The sequence below is a fragment of the Flagellimonas hadalis genome, from assembly GCF_007785775.2.
Classification (GTDB): Bacteria; Bacteroidota; Bacteroidia; order Flavobacteriales; family Flavobacteriaceae; genus Flagellimonas; species Flagellimonas hadalis.
Window position 1 is genome coordinate 54,826 of sequence record NZ_VNIK02000015.1, and the last position, 19,792, is coordinate 74,617.

The 19,792-nt window shown below is 46.4% G+C and carries 11 protein-coding genes; 10 read left to right on the forward strand and 1 reads right to left on the reverse strand.

Going from position 1 to position 19,792, the window contains the following annotated elements:
* Positions 1-30 precede the first annotated feature (30 nt).
* The 6 genes from FOT42_RS16360 (at position 31) to FOT42_RS16385 (ending at position 12,673) form a co-directional block, all read left to right on the forward strand.
* Positions 31-1,038 carry a 4-hydroxyproline epimerase gene (locus FOT42_RS16360; protein ID WP_151891594.1) on the forward strand — a complete coding sequence of 336 codons (1,008 nt, stop codon included), beginning with the start codon at positions 31-33 and terminating at the stop codon, positions 1,036-1,038.
* An 11-nt stretch (positions 1,039-1,049) separates the two neighbouring features.
* Entirely contained in the window at positions 1,050-2,294 is a 1,245-nt protein-coding gene (locus FOT42_RS16365; RefSeq protein WP_151891595.1) for an NAD(P)/FAD-dependent oxidoreductase, read from the forward strand.
* 132 nt (positions 2,295-2,426) lie between these two features.
* On the forward strand, positions 2,427-4,691 hold the full coding sequence (locus FOT42_RS16370) for a S9 family peptidase (protein WP_151891596.1): 2,265 nt from the start codon (positions 2,427-2,429) through the stop codon (positions 4,689-4,691).
* Between the two features lie 25 nt (positions 4,692-4,716).
* On the forward strand, positions 4,717-7,767 hold the full coding sequence (locus FOT42_RS16375) for a beta-L-arabinofuranosidase domain-containing protein (protein WP_151891597.1): 3,051 nt from the start codon (positions 4,717-4,719) through the stop codon (positions 7,765-7,767).
* Between the two features lie 32 nt (positions 7,768-7,799).
* Positions 7,800-10,499 carry a DUF5695 domain-containing protein gene (locus FOT42_RS16380; RefSeq protein WP_151891598.1) on the forward strand — a complete coding sequence of 900 codons (2,700 nt, stop codon included), beginning with the start codon at positions 7,800-7,802 and terminating at the stop codon, positions 10,497-10,499.
* A 26-nt stretch (positions 10,500-10,525) separates the two neighbouring features.
* The gene (locus tag FOT42_RS16385) at positions 10,526-12,673 is read left to right on the forward strand and encodes a family 43 glycosylhydrolase (protein WP_151891599.1); all 2,148 of its coding nucleotides are present in this window, start codon (positions 10,526-10,528) and stop codon (positions 12,671-12,673) included.
* A 20-nt stretch (positions 12,674-12,693) separates the two neighbouring features.
* On the opposite strand, the gene FOT42_RS16390 is transcribed toward FOT42_RS16385, so the two are convergent.
* Positions 12,694-13,431 (reverse strand): NUDIX hydrolase, encoded by a 738-nt coding sequence (locus FOT42_RS16390; protein WP_151891600.1) that lies wholly within the window; start codon positions 13,429-13,431, stop codon positions 12,694-12,696.
* Between the two features lie 372 nt (positions 13,432-13,803).
* Here FOT42_RS16390 and FOT42_RS16395 point away from each other — a divergent pair, with 372 nt between their 5' ends.
* From FOT42_RS16395 to FOT42_RS16410, 4 genes are all read left to right on the forward strand, one after another.
* The gene (locus FOT42_RS16395) at positions 13,804-15,336 is read left to right on the forward strand and encodes an alpha-N-arabinofuranosidase (protein ID WP_151891601.1); all 1,533 of its coding nucleotides are present in this window, start codon (positions 13,804-13,806) and stop codon (positions 15,334-15,336) included.
* A gap of 6 nt (positions 15,337-15,342) precedes the next feature.
* Positions 15,343-17,334 (forward strand): glycoside hydrolase family 127 protein, encoded by a 1,992-nt coding sequence (locus FOT42_RS16400; protein WP_151891602.1) that lies wholly within the window; start codon positions 15,343-15,345, stop codon positions 17,332-17,334.
* 74 nt (positions 17,335-17,408) lie between these two features.
* Entirely contained in the window at positions 17,409-19,091 is a 1,683-nt protein-coding gene (locus tag FOT42_RS16405) for a ribulokinase (RefSeq protein ID WP_151891603.1), read from the forward strand.
* Positions 19,088-19,789, forward strand: a complete 702-nt coding sequence (locus FOT42_RS16410; protein ID WP_151891604.1) for an L-ribulose-5-phosphate 4-epimerase — start codon at positions 19,088-19,090, stop codon at positions 19,787-19,789. Before FOT42_RS16405 ends, FOT42_RS16410 begins: the two co-directional genes overlap by 4 nt.
* Positions 19,790-19,792: the final 3 nt, after the last annotated feature.

Sequence of the window (19,792 nt, forward strand, 5' to 3'; positions counted from 1 at the left end):
AAAATAGGATGGTTTTTTAAAGAGCTACCAGTGGCAAGAAAAACATTTTTTTGTGTTGATGCACATACCTGTGGCAATCCGGTCAGGGTTGTGGCAGGCGGAGGTCCCAATCTGGTTGGGTCCAATATGAGTGAAAAAAGACAGCATTTCCTAAAGGAATATGACTGGATAAGAAAAGGGTTGATGTTTGAGCCCCGGGGACATGACATGATGAGCGGGAGCATTCTGTTCCCGCCCCATGAACCCGAAAATGATTTCGCCATCCTTTTTATCGAGACCTCTGGCTGTTTGCCCATGTGCGGGCACGGGACCATTGGGACTATCACGGTGGCGATTGAAGAAGGATTGATCGCTCCCAAAGTACCTGGAAAAATACGGATGGAAGCACCGGCCGGATTGGTGGAGATCGAATACCAACAGACCGGAAAAAAAGTGGATTGGGTGCGTCTGGTCAATGTGAAATCCTATCTGGCCGCCGAAAACCTGAACGTGGAGTGCCCCGAGTTGGGAGAGATCACTTTTGATGTGGCCTATGGCGGAAATTATTATGCCATTGTGGATCCCCAACAAAATTTCAAGGGAGTGCACCATTTTTCTGCGGGACAGATCATCCAGTATTCCCAAGTGGTGCGACAAAGGATCAATGAAAAATACCCGGATATGTTCATCCACCCTGAAAACAGTACCATCAGGGATGTCAGTCACATGCTTTGGACAGGAAATCCGATTGACCCGACCTCATCCGGGAGGAATGCCGTTTTTTACGGGGACAAGGCCATCGACCGCTCCCCATGTGGCACAGGGACCTCCGCTCGTTTGGCCCAATTGTATGCCAAGGGGAAATTGGGTGTTGGGGAGCCTTTCATCCATGAAAGTTTTATCGGAAGCAAGTTTGTTGGAAAGGTGGTAAAAGAAACCACATTGGCGGACAAAATGGCCATTGTGCCCAGTATCCAAGGATGGGCCCAGGTCACAGGATACAACAACATCATCATAGATGATGACGACCCGTACGCACACGGGTTCCAAGTGATTTAAATCGTTCCAAAATGAAGAAAGTGATTGTTGTGGGGGGAGGCATCTCCGGACTTTTTAGTGCCTATTATTTGGTAAAGGAAGGGTATGAGGTAACGGTATTGGACCAGACCGATATGACCAGTGGGGCCTCTTACATCAATGCAGGATACATCACCCCGAGCCACTTTATACCCTTGGCCGCCCCAGGCATCATCACCCAAGGCCTCAAATGGATGCTGGACAGTTCCAGTCCGTTCTACATCAAGCCCAGATGGGATGTGGAATTCTTCAAATGGACCTTGCTCTTCAAGAAATCGGCCACCCATTCCAAAGTAAAAAAAGCAATGCCTGTGCTCATGGAACTCAACCTGAAGAGTAGGGATTTGTACGAAGAAATGCTGTCCGCCCAGCATTTTGACTTCCATTACGAAAGAAAAGGGGTACTGATGGCCTATTGTTCGGACAAGGCCGAAGAGGAGGAACACGAAGTGGCCGAACAGGCCATAAAAAAAGGTCTGGATGTTTCGGTGCTTACCAAAGAAGCACTGCACGAAATCCAACCAGTTTTTTCAGACAAGGTAAAGGGAGCGGTACACTATAAATGTGACGCCCATATGACCCCACACCATTTCATGCAGCAACTAAAGGATTGGTTGCAGTTGCAGGGAGTACGGTTCAGAATGGGGCAAAGGGTAGAAGATGTCATTGTTGAGGGCAAAAAAATAGTGGCCATGAAAACCCACAATACGGTTTTTGAGGCCGATGGATTTGTTCTGGCCTGTGGAAGCTGGACCTCAAAACTGGCATCCACTTTGGGATTGAATGTTCCTATCCAAGGCGGGAAGGGGTATAGCATGGATGTGGAGCGCCCCACCGGCATTACATTACCGACCATATTGGTGGATGCCCGAATGGCAATCACCCCAATGGACGGCTTTACACGTTTTGCCGGGACGATGGAATTCTCCGGCAACAACGATACCATCCAAAAAGAACGGGTCGAGGCCTTGGCAAAGGCGGTAAAAACACATTATCAAAATGTTGAGATACTGCAAGCAGAAAAGGATAGGGCGACTTCAGGATTGAGACCGGTATCCCCGGATGGATTGCCATATATTGGAAAAACCTCCAAGTATAATAATCTTGTCATCGCATCGGGACATGCCATGATGGGATGGAGCCTTGGCCCCATAACCGGCAAGTTGGTGGCACAAGAGGTGGCAAATACAAAACCCTTGATCGACCTTTCTCCACTTTCCCCCGATCGGTTCCATTGACCAATAGGTACTGTTCAATTCTCACCTTTTTTCACGCTCAAAGAAGCATTTAGGGTAATATAGTATCAGTATAAGGTAATATGAACAGATGGGGAATAAGAGATTATCTCTAGTTTTAACCTTATGTATACTATGGGATTTTTTGTCAAAAAAATAAGTGTATTTTTTATACTTGTAACTTCGGGAGCAGCATTTGCCCAAGGAACTTTAGCGGAATATAAAAAGGCAATTGCCCTCGATTCCCTCTTTCGTGACAAAGTCATCAATTCGCCTTCCAGTTTTCATTGGTTGGAAAATGGATTGCTGTGGTATGTGAACAATACTTCTGATGGAAAGGAATACTTATGGGTGGACCCTTCCAGTGAAACGCAACAACCATGTTTTGACCATACAGCCTTGGCCAAATTATTGTCCGAAACATTTGATAAAGAAATCGATGCGGACCATATCGATATTGCCGATCTGAAGTTTGATGCCGATATGGAAGAGATTAAGTTCATTTTTGACAAGAAGAAAATTTCCTACAGTCCAAGCACCAACACGCTGACCATTATTGATGCAAATCCAAGTGATAGGGACCAAAATAGGGGGTATTGGGGCAGTAAGTTCGATGAAACGACCAACCCGCCCGTGATGTCGCCAGACTCCACCATGACCGCATTTATCAAAAACAGCAACCTGTACATCAAGAACAATAAGACCGAAGAGGAAACCCGCCTGAGTTATGACGGTGCGCCCGGTTTTTTCTATTCGAGTTACATCAAATGGTCCCCAGATGGCAAAAAAATCATGGCCTATAAAGTGCGCCCGGGCGATGACCGAAAAATCTATTTTGTGGAATCCAGTCCAGCAGATCAGTTCCAGCCCAAACTGCAATCCAGGGACTATTTGAAACCAGGGGATGAACTTCCCTTCAAGAGTCCGCAATTGTTCTTGGTGGACTCCAAAAAGCACATCCAAATCCCCACGGACGAATTCAGCCATCAATTTGGCCTGAACCGAATCGATTGGAGGGAGGACAGCCGCGCCTTTTCCTTTGAATACAACCAACGGGGTCATCAGGCCTACAAAGTGATTGAGGTGGACGCTTTGACGGGGAACCTGAAAGTTTTGGTGAACGAGACCAGTGACACCTTCATTGACTATAGCAGCAAAAAGTACCGATACGATGTGGCCGATGGTAAGGAAATTATATGGACTTCAGAACGGGACGGTTGGAACCATATCTACCTTTATGATGGGGTTACCGGACAGTTGAAAAAACAGCTCACCAAAGGTGAGTGGGTCGTTCGTGAGGTCATCCATGTGGATGAAAAGAACAGGGAAGTCTATTTTGCGGCAAGTGGACTGGACAAAGATCAGGACCCTTACTTCCTGCACTACTTCAAAGTTGGTTTTGACGGAAAGAACCTCACCCGGTTCACCAAGGAAAATGCCAACCATGACGTCACCTTTTCCGAGGATTTTGCCTATTATGTGGATCAATTCTCCAGAGTGGATGCACCGCCTGTAACGCTTTTGAAATCATCAAAATACGGCAAGACCATCATGCAGTTGCAAAAGGCGGACCATTCCGCTTTGCTGAAAGAAGGATGGATCGCGCCCGAAGTTTTCACGACAAAGGGCAGGGATGGTATCACCGATATTTGGGGCATCATCATCAGGCCGACATCCTTTGACCCCAACAAGACCTATCCGGTCATTGAATATATTTACGCTGGACCCCACAGTTCCTTTGTCCCCAAGGATTTCAGGGCCTATTATTGGTCCATGTCCTCCTTGGCCGAGTTGGGTTTTATTGTGGTGCAGATCGATGGAATGGGCACTTCCAACCGATCCAAGGCCTTTCACGATATATGTTGGCAAAACTTGAAGGATGGCGGTTTCCCTGATCGGAAGATATGGATCAAGGAAGCCGCAAAAAAATACACTTACATGGATGCGGATAAAGTGGGGATTTTCGGAACTTCGGCCGGGGGTCAGAATGCGGCCGCAGCCTTGGTCTTCAATTCGGATTTTTATGACGTGGCGGTTTCTTCCTGTGGGTGCCACGACAACAGGATGGACAAAATTTGGTGGAACGAACAGTTCATGGGCTATCCCATTGGCCCCCATTACGCAGCCAGTTCCAACGTAGAAAATGCAGATCGGATGGGCGGTAACCTCATGCTCATTTTGGGCGAGGTGGACGACAACGTAGATCCGGCCAGCACCATGCAGTTTGCCAATGCCCTGATCAAGGCCAACAAGGATTTTGAATTGGTCACCATACCCGGAATGGGCCATTCCTCCGGAGGGGATTTTGGGGAACGTAAACGCAAGGACTTTTTTGTGAAACACTTGATGGGAGTGGACCCGCCTTCATGGGAAGTCATCTATGGTAAGAAAACCAATTAATTTTATAGAGGGAGAAGATTTTATTATGAGACTAACTAAGTTATTCATTTGTGCATTTTTGAGTTATGGAGCTTTGGGCCTGAACGGTTTGCAAGCACAGAGCGGCAATCAGATTTTGGATGGAATCGGTGAGACCGCAATGATTTCCAGGTACATTTTTGATGGTGATGCCAAGGATTGGTCGCGAAACAACTTGCATGGGAGAATTCACGGCCCCAATGTTAGGTTTGCCGAGGATGAAAAGTTCGGTAGGGTACTGGTTTTGCCAGGCGATGGCCAATCTTATGTTTCAATTCCAGATGAATCTTTGGAAGGGGAAGAGTCACTGAGCATCACCGCTTGGGTGAATATGCAATCCACAGCATCAGGCCAACGGTTGTTTGATTTTGGAAAGGACGACAGAACGCATCTTTTCGTGGCACCATTGGGCACTAAGGAAAAAGAAGGGTTTCAGGCCGTTATCATCAAAGATGATAAAAAAGCATACGAGGCAAATTCGCCTGCAACAAAAATGGATACTGACCAATGGGTACATATTGCCGTGGTTCTGGACATTCCTTCAAAATCCATGGTCACATACATCAACGGGGAGCAAGTAGGAAAAGCGGAGAACATGGAGATGGAACTGGGGCAATTGTTCACCCATGAAAACCAACTCTACATTGGAAAGTCGATAGCATCCGGTGTCACCTACCTCAATGCCAAGATCCATGATTTTAGATTGTACCGGACCCCCCTGAGCGAAAAACAGATTGCCAGGATCCGCTACATTGCCCTTCGTGGGGGAGATGGCGTGGCGCAAAGGGAAAAACCAGAGAACGATCTACCGAAATTCGCCCCCAATACCCCTCAACTGTATAATGCATATCTAACGGCAGTGTCCGATGTGGAGGTCGAAACAGAAGTGGGCTTTTTGCCAAGATTGCCCCGCTTTGTCCAAGGTAGGTACCGAAATGGGATCGAAGGTCCAAAAGTAAGGGTGCTTTGGCCGGCCCCAACCGACAATTCCGATGTTTCAAAACCTGGAAGCTACGTGGTCGCAGGTAAGGTTTCCGGTACGGATTTTCAACCCAAGGCCAGGGTTACTGTTAAAGCAAGCAAGGAATCGGGTACGCCAAGCCTCAAATTGGATGTTTTCGGGTTGGACCAAGTGACACTCAACACCGATGCCCATGGTCAACAAACAAAATTCATTGAAAATCGTGACAAGTTTATAAACACCTTGGCGCAGACCAACCCGGATAACTTTCTGTACATGTTCCGAAATGCCTTTGGACAACAACAGCCTGAAGGGGCAAAACCCTTGGGGGTCTGGGACAGCCAGGAAACCAAATTGCGGGGACACGCCACGGGCCACTACCTCACAGCCCTTGCACAGGCGTATGCCAGTACAGGTTATGACAAGGAATTGCAGGCCAATTTTGCTGATAAGATGGACTATATGGTGGAAGTACTCTACCAATTGTCCCAAATGTCCGGACAGCCCACCAAATCTGGCGGGGAGCATGTCGCCGACCCAACGGCGGTTCCACCGGGTCCAGGCAAGTCCACCTATGATTCCGATATTAGTGAAAATGGTATCCGTACCGATTACTGGAATTGGGGAAAAGGATTCATCAGTGCCTATCCGCCCGATCAGTTCATCATGTTGGAAAAAGGGGCCACGTACGGTACCCAGCCTACCCAGGTTTGGGCGCCTTACTACACCTTACACAAGATTTTGGCCGGTTTGATGGACATTTATGAGGTCAGCGGAAATACGAAAGCCCTCGAAATTGCCAAGGGAATGGGCGATTGGGTTTATGCCCGTTTGAGCCAAGTGCCCACAGAGACCTTGATCAGCATGTGGAATACCTACATTGCAGGGGAGTTCGGGGGCATGAACGAGGCCATGGCCCGTTTGGACAGGATCACCGATGAACCACGCTACCTGAAGGTGGCCCAATTGTTCGACAACATCAAAATGTTCTTTGGTGATGCAGGACATTCCCACGGATTGGCCAAAAATGTGGATTCGTTCCGAGGTTTGCATGCCAATCAGCACATTCCCCAAATTGTGGGGGCACTGGAAATATACCGTGATTCCGAATCCCCTGAATATTATCAAGTTGCGGATAATTTCTGGTACAAGGCGAAGAACGATTACATGTACAGTATAGGCGGGGTTGCTGGCGCGAGAAACCCCACCAATGCGGAATGCTTTATCGCCCAACCGGCCTCATTGTACGAAAATGGGTTTTCTGCAGGAGGGCAAAATGAAACTTGTGCGACATACAATATGCTCAAATTGACCAAAAACCTCTTCCTTTTTGATCAAAGGACAGAGTTGATGGACTATTACGAGCGTGGACTGTACAACCACATCCTTGCCTCCGTGGCCGAGGACAGCCCCGCAAACACCTACCACGTGCCATTGAGACCGGGTTCAGTGAAAAGATTTGGGAATGCCGATATGACGGGGTTTACCTGTTGTAACGGTACCGCTCTGGAGAGCAGCACCAAACTCCAAAATTCCATTTATTTCAAAAGTTTGGAAGAAGATGCCCTGTATGTGAACCTCTATGTGCCCTCCACCTTGAACTGGGAAGAGAAAAATATTACGGTTCAACAGAAAACAGCTTTCCCGAAAGCGGACCAAACCCAATTGATCATCAAAGGCAAAGGAAAATTTGACCTGAACCTGAGAGTGCCACAGTGGGCAACCAAAGGTTTTCTTGTAAAAGTGAATGGAAAAGAAGAAAAGGTGGAGGCCCAACCGGGTACTTACCTGACCTTGAGCCGCAAATGGAAAGATGGCGACACAGTCGATATCCAAATGCCGTTCCAGTTCCATTTGGACCCTGTGATGGACCAACAGAACATTGCCAGTCTATTTTATGGCCCCATCCTATTGGTGGCCCAAGAACCTGAAGCCAGGAACGATTGGCGTAAAGTGACCTTGGATGCCAACGATATTGGCAAGACCATTGAAGGCGACCCTAAAACATTGGAGTTTACCATTGATGGAGTGGTCTTCAAACCGTTCTATGAAACCTATGGGCGTCATTCGGTCTATTTGGATGTTACACTGAAATAAACGGGCTAAAAACAAAAGAAATAGTTATGAAAATGAAGTACAACAAATATGGGTTGGCCTTGGTATGCTTTTTTATGATCATATCAGGTATGAAAGCACAACGCACTTATTGGAGCAAGGTAGAAAATAGGGAATCGACCTTGGGGGTTGCCAATGTCTATCAGAAATTCAGCACCCCAGATTTTCAGTTGAAATTGGTCAAGGCTTCGCAGACCGTTGCCGCCCTCAGGCCCAATAGCGAACCTTATTTTGATTTTACCCCCGGGGAGCGCCTCGAGATTAGGGACAAGGACAGTCTTTATCATTTGGGAGACATCAACCTTCGGATTAAGGATGCCAGTGGAACATGGAAATCGTATTCCACGGCTACCCATCGTGCAGAGGTAAGTCCTTTGGAAGTAACGGGCACTATTCTTGCCGCTGCCGATTTGGCCAATACCTTGCCCAATGACATCCCTGTTTCGGTAAAAAGGTATTATGAATTGGACCATGATCAGTTGGTCATGCGCTTTGAGATTACCAACAAGCAAAATGCTCCTGTGGAAATCGGGGCATTGGGTATCCCGATGATCTTCAACAATATTCTTGAAGGCAAGTCATTGACGGAGACCCATGCGCAAAACGTATTTTTTGATCCCTACATTGGAAAGGATGCCGGCTATCTGGAAGTGAAAAGACTGAGCGGAAGAGGCCCGGCACTTTTGGTACTGCCCAAGGAGAACATGGGATTTGAGGCGTACAGACCCTTATTGGACGACCCAACGCCCAAGAGTATCGTTTTTGAAGGTTTTCACGAGTGGATGGTCCATAGCAAAGCTTATGCAGATAAAGAATGGAAAGGTGTGGAGCAGTGGAACGAGCCTACTTCGCTCACACTCCGACCAAAGGAAACTAAAAGCTTTTCTTTGAAATTTGTCCTTTCTGAAGGGATCAAAAATATTCAGGAGACCTTGGTCAAGGAAGAGCATCCAGTTGCAGTCGGGGTTCCCGGTTATGTGTTGCCAAAGGGCGACAGGGCAAAACTGTTTTTAAAGTATTCCAAGGAGATCGAATCAATTCACATTGAGCCCAAGGGAGCTATAGAGTTTACAGAGGTGGGGACTACCGCATCAAACTATAAAGAATATCAAATAGAAGGAAAACAATGGGGCAGGGCCAGGGCCATTATTACATATTCGGATGGAATGGAACAGAGCATCAATTACAAAGTAATCGATGCAAGGAAAGACGTTGTTGGTAATTTAGGGGAATTCTTGTTCAACGAACAATGGTACGATGACAAGAGTGACCCATTTAATAGGACATACTCGGTCATATCATATGATTATGGGAACAAGAGACAAGTGACCCAAGATGGTCGTGTCTGGATCGCCGGCCTTAGTGACGAAGGGGGAGCGGGTAGCTGGCTTACTGCAATAATGAAGCAACATCTTCAGCCTAAAAAATCCGAGATAGAAAAGTTTGAAATGTTTATTGACAGTACCCTTTGGGGAGGATTGCAATACAGTTCCGGAGATGAAAAGTATGGGGTAAAGAAGAGTTTGTTTTATTACGAGCCCGATAAAATGCCAAAAGGCACATATAGCGATACTTTAAATTATAAGACATGGGCAGCTTGGGACAACAAGCATGCCAACGATACGGGAAGGTCTTTCAATTACCCGCATGTGGCCGCTGCATATTGGGTCATGTACAGATTGGCAAGGTATCACGAAGGTCTGGTTGAAAACCATGATTGGAAGTGGTATTTGGAACGCGCTTATCATACTACCATGGCCATGGTGGATTTAGCACCTTACTATGCGCAATTTGGTAACATGGAAGGTTCTGTGTTTCTGGAAATTTTAAAAGATTTAAAACGAGAGGAACTGGCAGAAATGGCAGAATCCTTGGAAAACACCATGAAACAGCGAGCCGATCACTGGAAAGCACTGGACTATCCTTTTGGCAGTGAAATGCCATGGGATTCAACAGGTCAAGAGGAAGTCTATACCTGGTGTTCTTACTTTGGTTTTGACCACAAGGCACAGGTTACCCTAAATGCCATTTTGGCCTATATGCCCACCATGCCGCACTGGGGCTATAATGGTAATGCCCGTAGGTATTGGGATTTCCTATATGGAGGAAAAGCGGGGGAGACCTCGCGCATTGAACGGCAAATCCATCATTACGGTAGTGGAATGAATGCTATTCCGGTGTTGGAGGCATATCGAAAAAGTCCTGATTTTCATTTGCTTAAAGTTGGATATGGCGGCGCTTTGGGGGCAATTTCAAATATTACCCAAGATGGTTTTATGCCGGCTGCATTTCATTCATATCCATCTACATTGCGTATAGATGATCTATCGGGAGACAATGGTCCAGGATTTTATGGTTACGCTATGAACGAGGCCACATACCTCACCAATAATGAGGATTTGGGGTGGTTGGCCTTTGGAGGAAATCTATCCCAAAAAGGGGATGAGGTGGAAGTGGAGTTGACCACGGCCGCAAAATCAAAAATATTCATAGCGCCTAAAAAGTTATGGTTGACCCTGGATGCAGGCTCGTTTGAAAAAGTGACCTACAATGACAAGACCGGTGAAGTGACCTTGACCTTGAATGGCAAGACAGAGCATACTCCTTACGCTTATTTACGTGTGGACGGAAGCGAAGCTGAACTTCCTTTCAAAAAAGTGAGGGGGGCATACCGGATTGAGTTGAGCAAGAAAGAAACTATAATCAAACTATAAATAGAGGGATTAAGCCGGGGAATTGAATGAAGAATAGGGTGCTGAACATATTGTTGTTGATTTTGGCATGGGGAAATGCCTTTGGACAGCAAAAGATGGGACAGCTTCCCATGGAGAGGATAAACCCCATTCTTCCTGGATATTTTGCCGATCCCACCATCAAGAAATTTGGGGATACCTATTACATCTATGCCACTACAGATAATGAAATGTTGGCATCCGGGGTTCCTACCGTTTGGTATAGCAAGGATTTCAGGCATTGGTACAATTGCACCATGGAAGTTCCCTCCTTGGAATCCGTCAACCTTAGGAATTTTTGGGCGCCGGATATTATCGAAGGCGATGATGGCAAATATTACCTGTATTTTGGCAATTGCCAGGCCGGGTGCAATATCTATGGATATGTGTCCGATACCCCTGTGGGACCTTGGGAAAAATTGAACAAGGAAGATACTCCGGTAATCGCACACAACTATCCCAGAAAAGGTTTCCCGTCTCTTGATGCCCAATTCTTTAAGGATGACGATGGTAAAATTTATGCCTATTGGGGCACTTGGGTGCATTACAATGGTGGATATGCCGTAGGCGAATTGGACACGAGTATGGCCAAGGTCAAAAATGCGAAGAACATTCCTTTGGGAGAGACCCCAGAACCTTTTGAGGCGGCCTATATGATGAAAAAAGGCGACAAATACATTTTGATGTACTCCGGTGGCTCCTGCCATGATGAAACCTACAATGTGAGGTATTCCTATTCCGATACACCCTATGGGCCATTTGTTCCAGGGGAGAACAACCCCATCTTGTCCACCAATGAAGAAGGAACGGTGCATGGTCCGGGACACCATTCGGTGCTGGAAGAAAATGGGAGGTATTACATCGTCTATCACAAACACGATTATCCCATGACAAGGGGTGGCCTATCCCGACAAGTTGCTGTGGATGAAATGGTCTTTGAAAACGATTCCACCATACGGAAAGTGGTTCCGGGAAGCAAGGACCTTCAATATTTGGTAAAATCCAATGCTCCGAAGAACTTGGCGTTTGGAGCCACGTCCACGGCCTCTTCCTTTTACCATTTGCAATCCCTTCAGTACGACTATGCCTACAAGCCTTCTTTTGCCACGGACGACCACAATGCGACCATGTGGAAGGCTGGGGACAATTCATTTCCACAGCATTTGACCCTTGATTTGGGAAAAACGACCCGTATAAAAAGGGTGATGACGCAATTTGAGTTTGCCGGGTACTATTACCAATACAAACTGGAATATTCCGCGGATGGACAAAACTGGGACCTTTTTGCAGACCGTTCCGGCAACAAAACACCGGGAAGTCCCATGGTCGATGACAAGGAGGTCAGGGCCCGTTATTTGAAACTAACGGTCTTGGATGTTGAAAAAACCGGGCTTTACGCAGCAGTTTGGAACATCAAGGTATTTGGTTCACTGTTTGAAATTCCTTTGTCATTGCAAAGCAAACCATCAAAAGAAGGACCAGCCGCAAAAAGTTCAAATGGTAAATTGGTGGCCATTGATGCCGAGGATGCTTCCTTGGGCCAAGACTTTGTAAGTTTGCCCAACAAAGGGAACATTGGAGGAAATTTTGAAAAAGAAGGACAGGTCAGTGTAACTGATGATGGGGAAGGAGTAAAGGCATTTCATTTTACCAAGGGAGCACTAGTTTTGGATCAAGCTGTTCCAAAGAGTTTGGAGTGGAACGGGTCCTTCACTGTGGCCACTTGGGTAAAAAACCCGCAAATAGCCAAAGAAGGGGAATGTTTGTTCTCATGGTGCGATAGGTTCAGGTTCAATCTGGCCAATTCCTATAATGCTTTGCATTTCAATAGCGGTCATTATGGCGCAGCTGCACATTTGGATGGCCATTTTGATATGAAGTACAACAATCTTCCCTTGCCCAATGAATGGCACCATATCGTACTGACTTTTGATGGGGTGGTCGAGAAAATATATGTGGATGGCAAATTGGATAATTCCCAGGTCATGACCTTGGCCTCACAGATAGCCAATGCCAAAATACGCATAGGGGCATCGGATGTGGGCGAGAATTTTTCTGGCCATATGGCCTCTTTGCGGCTATATGACCATACCTTGACTGAAAAGAAAATCCAAGAATTGATGCAGCAAACAGAACCAAAAAGAGCTAAAAATTGATTACGCTTTCGAGCGAACCATCAGAGCTTAAAACTGAATCCATCCTCCTCGACCTTTTTTCTGTATTTTTCCTTATCAAAAACAAAAAGATAGGCTCCTTTTCGGGAAACGGTCATGTCCTTCTCGTTCAATTTTACCAAGACATCCAAAGAATTGACCTTATTGATAAAGTTGCGCTTGTCCAGTTTTTTGTTCAAAATGGATTCATAAAGGTTTTGGAGTTGGCGCATGGTGAATTTTTCAGGGAGTAGTTCAAAACCGATGGGCATGGTCATGGCCCTACGTCGCAAACGGGCTATGGCCTTTTGGATCATTTCATCGTGGTCAAAGATCAGGCTGGGGGCCTCGTTGAGGTCGAACCAGCGGGCCGACTCGATCTGGATGCCATCGAACTGGTGCGAATCCACATCGATCAGTGCAAAATAGGATACGGAAATAGTACGTTGGCCTGGGTCACGGTCCAGCTTGCTGTAGGTGTACAATTGCTCCATGTAGATATCGCTCAGGCCGGTCAAGGTGTTCAACACCCGTGTGGCAGCTTGGTCCAGGTTCTCATTTTTCTTCAAGAATCCGCCAATCAGGGACCATTTTCCCTTTTCGGGCTCAAAATTCCGTTTGATGAGCAATATTTTCAGGTTGGTCTTGTCAAAACCGAAAATAATACAGTCCACGGCCAATAGGGCCTGATCCTCTTTTTGGTAAAAATTGAGCTGCCTGTTGATGTCGGTGGACAAATCTGCTTCTTTGGGTATTTCCATGGGGCTAAAGTCCTAAAACTAAATTTTTTAAACAAATATCTTTTGATGAAAAACTCCAAAAAGGTACATGAAATCCGATATAGATGGTTGAGCGATCAGGTTTTGTAAAACAGATAATTTTTTTTGTGCTAAAAATGAGATGTTTATATTATTTTAATGATGGTGTATAATCGACACATAAAATTTAAAATAAAATTTGTTTTAACCATCAAACTTTTGTTTATTTATAAATGTAAAAACAACACTTGAATATTGGGGTCATTTGCATATTGGGTTGACCTATTTGGGTGAATTTAAGTTTAGTAATTATAGTTCAAGGCCATGGCCGATAAGTGGCCTTTTGACTTTTGCAACCATTGAAAAATCGTTTATATGAGATACCTGACCTTACTTTTGACCATGATATTGTCATCACACATAGTTGCACAGCAGGCTGTGATGATCAGTATAAATGAGGATTCCCAGTCTCCACAGATCAGCAGGCACATTTACGGACATTTTGCCGAACACTTGGGGCGTTGCATCTATGAAGGTTTGTACGTTGGTGAAGAAAACAAGACCATCCCCAATACGGAAGGGGTGCGGAATGACATCATTGCGGCACTAAAGGAACTTAACATCCCCAACCTGAGATGGCCTGGAGGTTGTTTTGCCGATACCTATCATTGGAAGGACGGAGTGGGGCCGAAGGAAGAAAGACCGACCATCGTGAACCGTTGGTGGGGCGGGACTACCGAGGACAATAGTTTTGGGACACATAACTTTTTGAACCTGTGCGAGGTGCTTGGGGCAGAACCTTACCTCTCTGCCAATGTGGGCAGTGGCACTGTGCAGGAACTGATAGACTGGGTACAGTACACCAACCATGATGGAGTGAGTCCCATGGCCGATTGGCGCCGGGAAAATGGCCGCGAAGCCCCATGGAAAGTAAAATACTGGGGTGTGGGCAACGAGACATGGGGGTGTGGTGGAAACATGACCGCAGAATACTATGCGGACATCTACCGTCAGTACGCCACTTTCATGCCCGGATGGTCCGGGGAAACGGAAATCTACAGAATAGCCTCGGGTGCTTCCGAAGATGACTACCACTGGACGGAGACTTTGATGAAGAATGTACCTTATCATTTGATGGAGGCCGTGGCCCTTCACGATTATGCCGTTTTTGATTGGTCCGACAAAGGGCCGTCCGTCAATTTTGATGATGAGATCTACTTCAAGTCGATGGAACAGGCACTGAAAATGGAAGAATATGTCACCAAGCACATCGAGATCATGGACAAATATGATCCCGAGAACAAGGTGGCCCTTTTTGTGGATGAGTGGGGCGGTTGGTACGATGCCGAACCCGAGGTGAAGAACGGGGTGCTCTACCAGCAGAACACCATCCGCGATGTGATGATTGCCGGAACGGTGCTCAATACCTTCAACAACCATGCAAAACGAGTGAAAATGGCCAACTTGGCCCAAATGGTCAATGTGCTGCAGGCCGTGATCCTCACCGATAAGGAGAAAATGATAAAGACTCCGACCTATCACGTCATGCACATGTACAAAGTCCATCAGGATGCACAATTGTTGCCTTCAAAAATAGATGGGAATGGCCAGTTCAGGGGCCTGCCGACCATATCGGTGTCGGCATCGAAAGACAAAACGGGGAAAATACATATTTCCTTGGTAAACATCGACCCAGAAAATGACATCGCTGTGGAATTGGATATGCCCAACTTGGACATCAAGGATATTGAAGGACAAATTTTGACATCGGACAAGTTGCAGGACCATAATTCCTTTGACAACCCAGAAAAAGTGATACCAAAGGAATTTAAGGATGCCAAACTCAGAAAAGGGAAGATTTCCCTTACCATCCCGGCACATTCACTAATTGTTTTAGAAGGAAAATAAACGCAGATGAAGAAACTGATATGGATGGCCGCCAGTGTATTGGTGATGGTGGCATCATGCAAAAAAGAAGCGGAAAAGCCATCGGATGCCGAAGATACGATCTATGCGGAATCCGGTTATCCCATTGAACCGGTGAACATTCAAAATGTAAAGATCAAGGATGAATTCTGGTTGCCGATCATACAGCGTGTTCAAGAAAAAACCATTGAATATGCCTTGGAAAAATGCAGGGAAGAGGGACGTTTCGACAACTTTCTGATTGCAGGAGGCAAAATGGAAGGTGGGACAAAGGGAGTAATGCCTTTTGACGACACAGACGTTTACAAAATTATAGAAGGGGCCTCCAATTCCTTGATCAGCGCACCCAATCCAACATTGGAAAAGCTATTGGATTCCTTGGTGACCATCATAGAAGTGGGGCAGGAAGCCGATGGTTATTTGACCACTTGGCGGACCATAAATCCCGCAAAACCTCCGGCAAGTTGGGTAAAGGTGGACAAGGGCGAGCGTTGGGAATCCTTGGAAGCAAGCCATGAACTTTATAACGCGGGCCATTTGTACGAGGCTGCCGCTGTCCATTATAAGGCCACGGGCAAACGCAACTTTTTGGACATCGCCATCAAAAATGCAGACCTGATGGTGGAGACCTTTGGTGAAGGAAAGGGCAAAATTGCCGCCGTTCCCGGACACCAGATCATTGAAACGGGCCTGATCCAATTATATCAAGCCACAGGAAAAAAGGAATATTTTGACCTCGCCAAATATTTCTTGGACCATAGGGGAAAACCGGACCACCATGAACTTTTTGGGGCCTATTCCCAAGACCATCTGCCCGTGGTAGATCAAGATGAAGTGGTTGGCCATGCCGTAAGGGCCGTGTATATGTATGCCGCCATGACGGACATTGCCGCCATTGAGAAGGACTCTGCCTACCTAAAGGCGGTAAACGCCCTTTGGGACAATACGGTGAACAAAAAAATGTACATCACAGGAGGAATAGGGGCCAAACATGATGGGGAGGCCTTTGGCGAAAATTATGAATTGCCCAACCTGACCGCTTACAACGAAACCTGCGCATCAATCGGCGATGTATACTGGAACCATAGGTTGCACAATTTGACAGGAGATGTGAAATACTTCGATGTCATTGAGAGGACACTGTATAATGGATTGATTTCTGGATTGTCCCTAGATGGCCAACAATTCTTTTATCCCAATGCGTTGGAATCGGATGGGGTGTATAAATTCAATCAGGGGGCATGCACCCGAAAAGACTGGTTCGATTGTTCCTGCTGCCCCACCAATGTGATTCGTTTTATTCCCGCTATGCCAGGTTTGATATATTCCAAAGACGATAACACCCTGTTTGTAAATCTTTATTCGGCCAACACTGCCAAAGTCGAACTCAATGATCATAAAGTTGAGGTGGAACAAGAAACTTCTTACCCTTGGAATGGCAAGGTAAAGCTCACGGTAAAACCTGAAAAGGCAGGTGAGTTCACCATCAAACTTAGAATACCCGGATGGGCCAGAAATGAAGTCTTACCGGGAGATTTGTATCATTATGCATCCAAAGATGAAGCCGGTAACAAGATTTTCCTGAATGGGGAGAAGCTTGAAGAGGGTGTCGATAAAGGCTATTTTACAGTGACCAGAATATGGGAACCTGGGGATGAGGTGGAACTCGAATTTCCAATGTCCGTCCGAAAGGTGATCGCCAATCCAAAAGTGGAGGAAGACAAAGGGAAAATGTCACTCGAATATGGTCCCATAGTGTATGCGGTAGAGGAAATCGACAATAAAGGCCAATTTGATGACATCCAACTCACCGCAAATGAAGAATTCAAGGTGGAGATGCAGCCCGATCTATTGGGGGGCGTAAACACCATTTCCAACGATAATTTGACCGCCATACCCTATTATGCCTGGTCCAATAGGGGAGTGGGTAAAATGAAAGTGTGGTTGCCGGTGAAGGAAGCAGAAGAAAAAACAGAATAATAGCTTAAAAAACAGAAATTTATATATACAACACTCGAGCATTGAAAAATGCTTTTTGAAGACTGACCAACAGAATGAAAGCATACGTAATAGGACTGGATTATGGTTCCGACTCGGTAAGGGCTGTATTGATCGACACAAAAAATGGTGCAGAGCTGGCCTCCGAAGTATTTTGGTATCCCAGATGGAGGGCACAAAAATATTGCAGACCGGAAATCAATCAGTTCCGCCAACACCCATTGGACCATATCGAAGGATTGGAGCATACCATACGGGCCGTGATGAAGCAAAGTGGTGTCTCCCCGGAAACCGTAAAGGGAATCTGTATCGATACCACAGGCTCCTCCCCAATGCCAATAGCTGAGGATGGAACGGCATTGGCCATGGTGCCGGGCTTTGAGGAAAACCCGAATGCGATGATGGTGCTTTGGAAAGATCACACCGCCGTGAAGGAAGCCAACGAGATCAATGAGTTGGCGAGAAGCTGGGGTGGAGAGGATTACACCAAGTACGAAGGCGGGATCTATTCTTCGGAATGGTTCTGGGCCAAGATACTTCATGTGGCCAGGGAGGACAAAACCGTCATCGATGCCACCCATACTTGGATGGAGCATTGTGATTATGTCACCTATCTGCTGGCCGATGAAAAAGACCTAGAAAAATTCAAGAGAAGTAGGTGCGCAGCAGGGCACAAAGCCATGTGGCACGAGAGTTGGGGCGGACTTCCCGATGCAGCATTTTTAGCAAAACTGGATGCATATTTGGCATCGCTTCGCGGAAACCTATATGATGAAACCTATACTTCCGATGAGGTGGCAGGCCATCTAAATAAAGAATGGGCAAGTAAACTGGGTTTGACCACCAACACGGTCATTGCCGTAGGAACTTTTGATGCCCATGCGGGAGCAGTAGGTGCCAAAGTGGACCATCATGCACTTGTAAGGGTCATGGGGACATCTACCTGCGATATTATGGTGTCTTCCAACGAAGCTGTTGGCGATAAAACCGTTAAAGGAATTTGTGGACAGGTGGATGGTTCGGTAATTCCGGGCATGGTTGGTCTCGAAGCCGGACAGTCTGCATTTGGCGATGTGTTGGCATGGTTCAAAAGTGTATTGCAGTGGCCAATCGATAACCTTGTTTTAAACTCCAAAATATTATCAGAAGAACAAAAAGCAGAGCTTAAGGCTGAGGTGGAATCCAAATTTATCCGCAGCTTGGCAGAACAGGCCGAGAACATTCCTTTGTCTGAAGTGGTCCCGGTAGCTTTGGATTGGGTGAACGGTAGGAGAACGCCCGATGCCGACCAAGAGTTGAAAAGTGCCATTTCAGGAATATCACTGGGCACCAAGGCCCCCCATATTTTCAAGTCGTTGGTCAATGCGATATGTTTTGGTTCCAAAATGATCGTGGACCGTTTTGAAGAGGAAGGAGTGAAAATCGAGACCGTGATCGGTATCGGTGGGGTGGCGAGAAAGTCCCCGTTCATCATGCAGACCTTGGCCAATGTGCTCAACATGCCCATCAAAGTGGCGGAGTCCGATCAGGCTCCCGCTCTGGGAGCGGCGATATATGCGGCCGTGGCATCTGGAATCCATGAAAATGTAATTGAGGCCAGCAAGGTCATGGGAAGTGACTTTGAAGCAGAATACTTCCCACAATCTTCCCAAGTGGAAGTGTATGCCAAATTATTGGAAGACTACAAACAACTTGGAAGTTTTGTGGAAGAACAAACCAACAAAAAAAATAAACCATGAGCTCAAAATACAAATCGCTCAAAGAGGAATGCTACGAAGCGAATATGGAACTCAATGCCCTTGGGCTGGTCATATATACCTTTGGTAATGTAAGTGCCGTGGACAGGGACAGTGCCGTTTTTGCCATAAAACCCAGCGGTGTGCCCTATGAAATGCTTCAACCTGAAGATATAGTCATCATGGATTATGACAACAAGGTGGTCGAGGGTGACCTTAGGCCATCGTCGGACACCAAAACCCATAGTTATCTCTACAAAAACTGGAAAGAAATCGGTGGAGTGGCACACACCCATGCCATGTATTCCGTGGCTTGGGCGCAGGCCCAACTGGACATCCCCATTTTCGGGACCACACATGCCGATCATCTTACCCACGATATTCCTTGCGCCCCGCCTTTGGCGGACGAACTCATCGAGGGGAATTACGAGCATAACACAGGGATTCAGATTTTGGATTGTTTCAAGGAAAGAAAATTGGATTACAACGAGGTGGAAATGGTTCTGATCGGAAACCATGGTCCGTTCGCTTGGGGCAAAAATGCCGCAAAGGCAGTGTATAACACCAAAGTGTTGGAAACAGTGGCCCAAATGGCCTATTTGACCCTACAGATCAATCCCGATGCACCGAGATTAAAAGAATCACTCATAAAAAAACACTATGAACGTAAACATGGTAAAAATGCCTATTACGGTCAATAAATA

Coding starts and splice junctions, on each gene's coding strand:
- FOT42_RS16400 (WP_151891602.1), top strand. CDS start 15,343: ATGAAGAAACTGATATGGATGGCCGCCAGTGTATTGGTGATGGTGGCA.
- FOT42_RS16380 (WP_151891598.1), top strand. CDS start 7,800: ATGAAGTACAACAAATATGGGTTGGCCTTGGTATGCTTTTTTATGATC.
- FOT42_RS16365 (WP_151891595.1), top strand. CDS start 1,050: ATGAAGAAAGTGATTGTTGTGGGGGGAGGCATCTCCGGACTTTTTAGT.
- FOT42_RS16385 (WP_151891599.1), top strand. CDS start 10,526: ATGAAGAATAGGGTGCTGAACATATTGTTGTTGATTTTGGCATGGGGA.
- FOT42_RS16375 (WP_151891597.1), top strand. CDS start 4,717: ATGAGACTAACTAAGTTATTCATTTGTGCATTTTTGAGTTATGGAGCT.
- FOT42_RS16410 (WP_151891604.1), top strand. CDS start 19,088: ATGAGCTCAAAATACAAATCGCTCAAAGAGGAATGCTACGAAGCGAAT.
- FOT42_RS16370 (WP_151891596.1), top strand. CDS start 2,427: ATGGGATTTTTTGTCAAAAAAATAAGTGTATTTTTTATACTTGTAACT.
- FOT42_RS16405 (WP_151891603.1), top strand. CDS start 17,409: ATGAAAGCATACGTAATAGGACTGGATTATGGTTCCGACTCGGTAAGG.
- FOT42_RS16390 (WP_151891600.1), bottom strand. CDS start 13,431: ATGGAAATACCCAAAGAAGCAGATTTGTCCACCGACATCAACAGGCAG.
- FOT42_RS16395 (WP_151891601.1), top strand. CDS start 13,804: ATGAGATACCTGACCTTACTTTTGACCATGATATTGTCATCACACATA.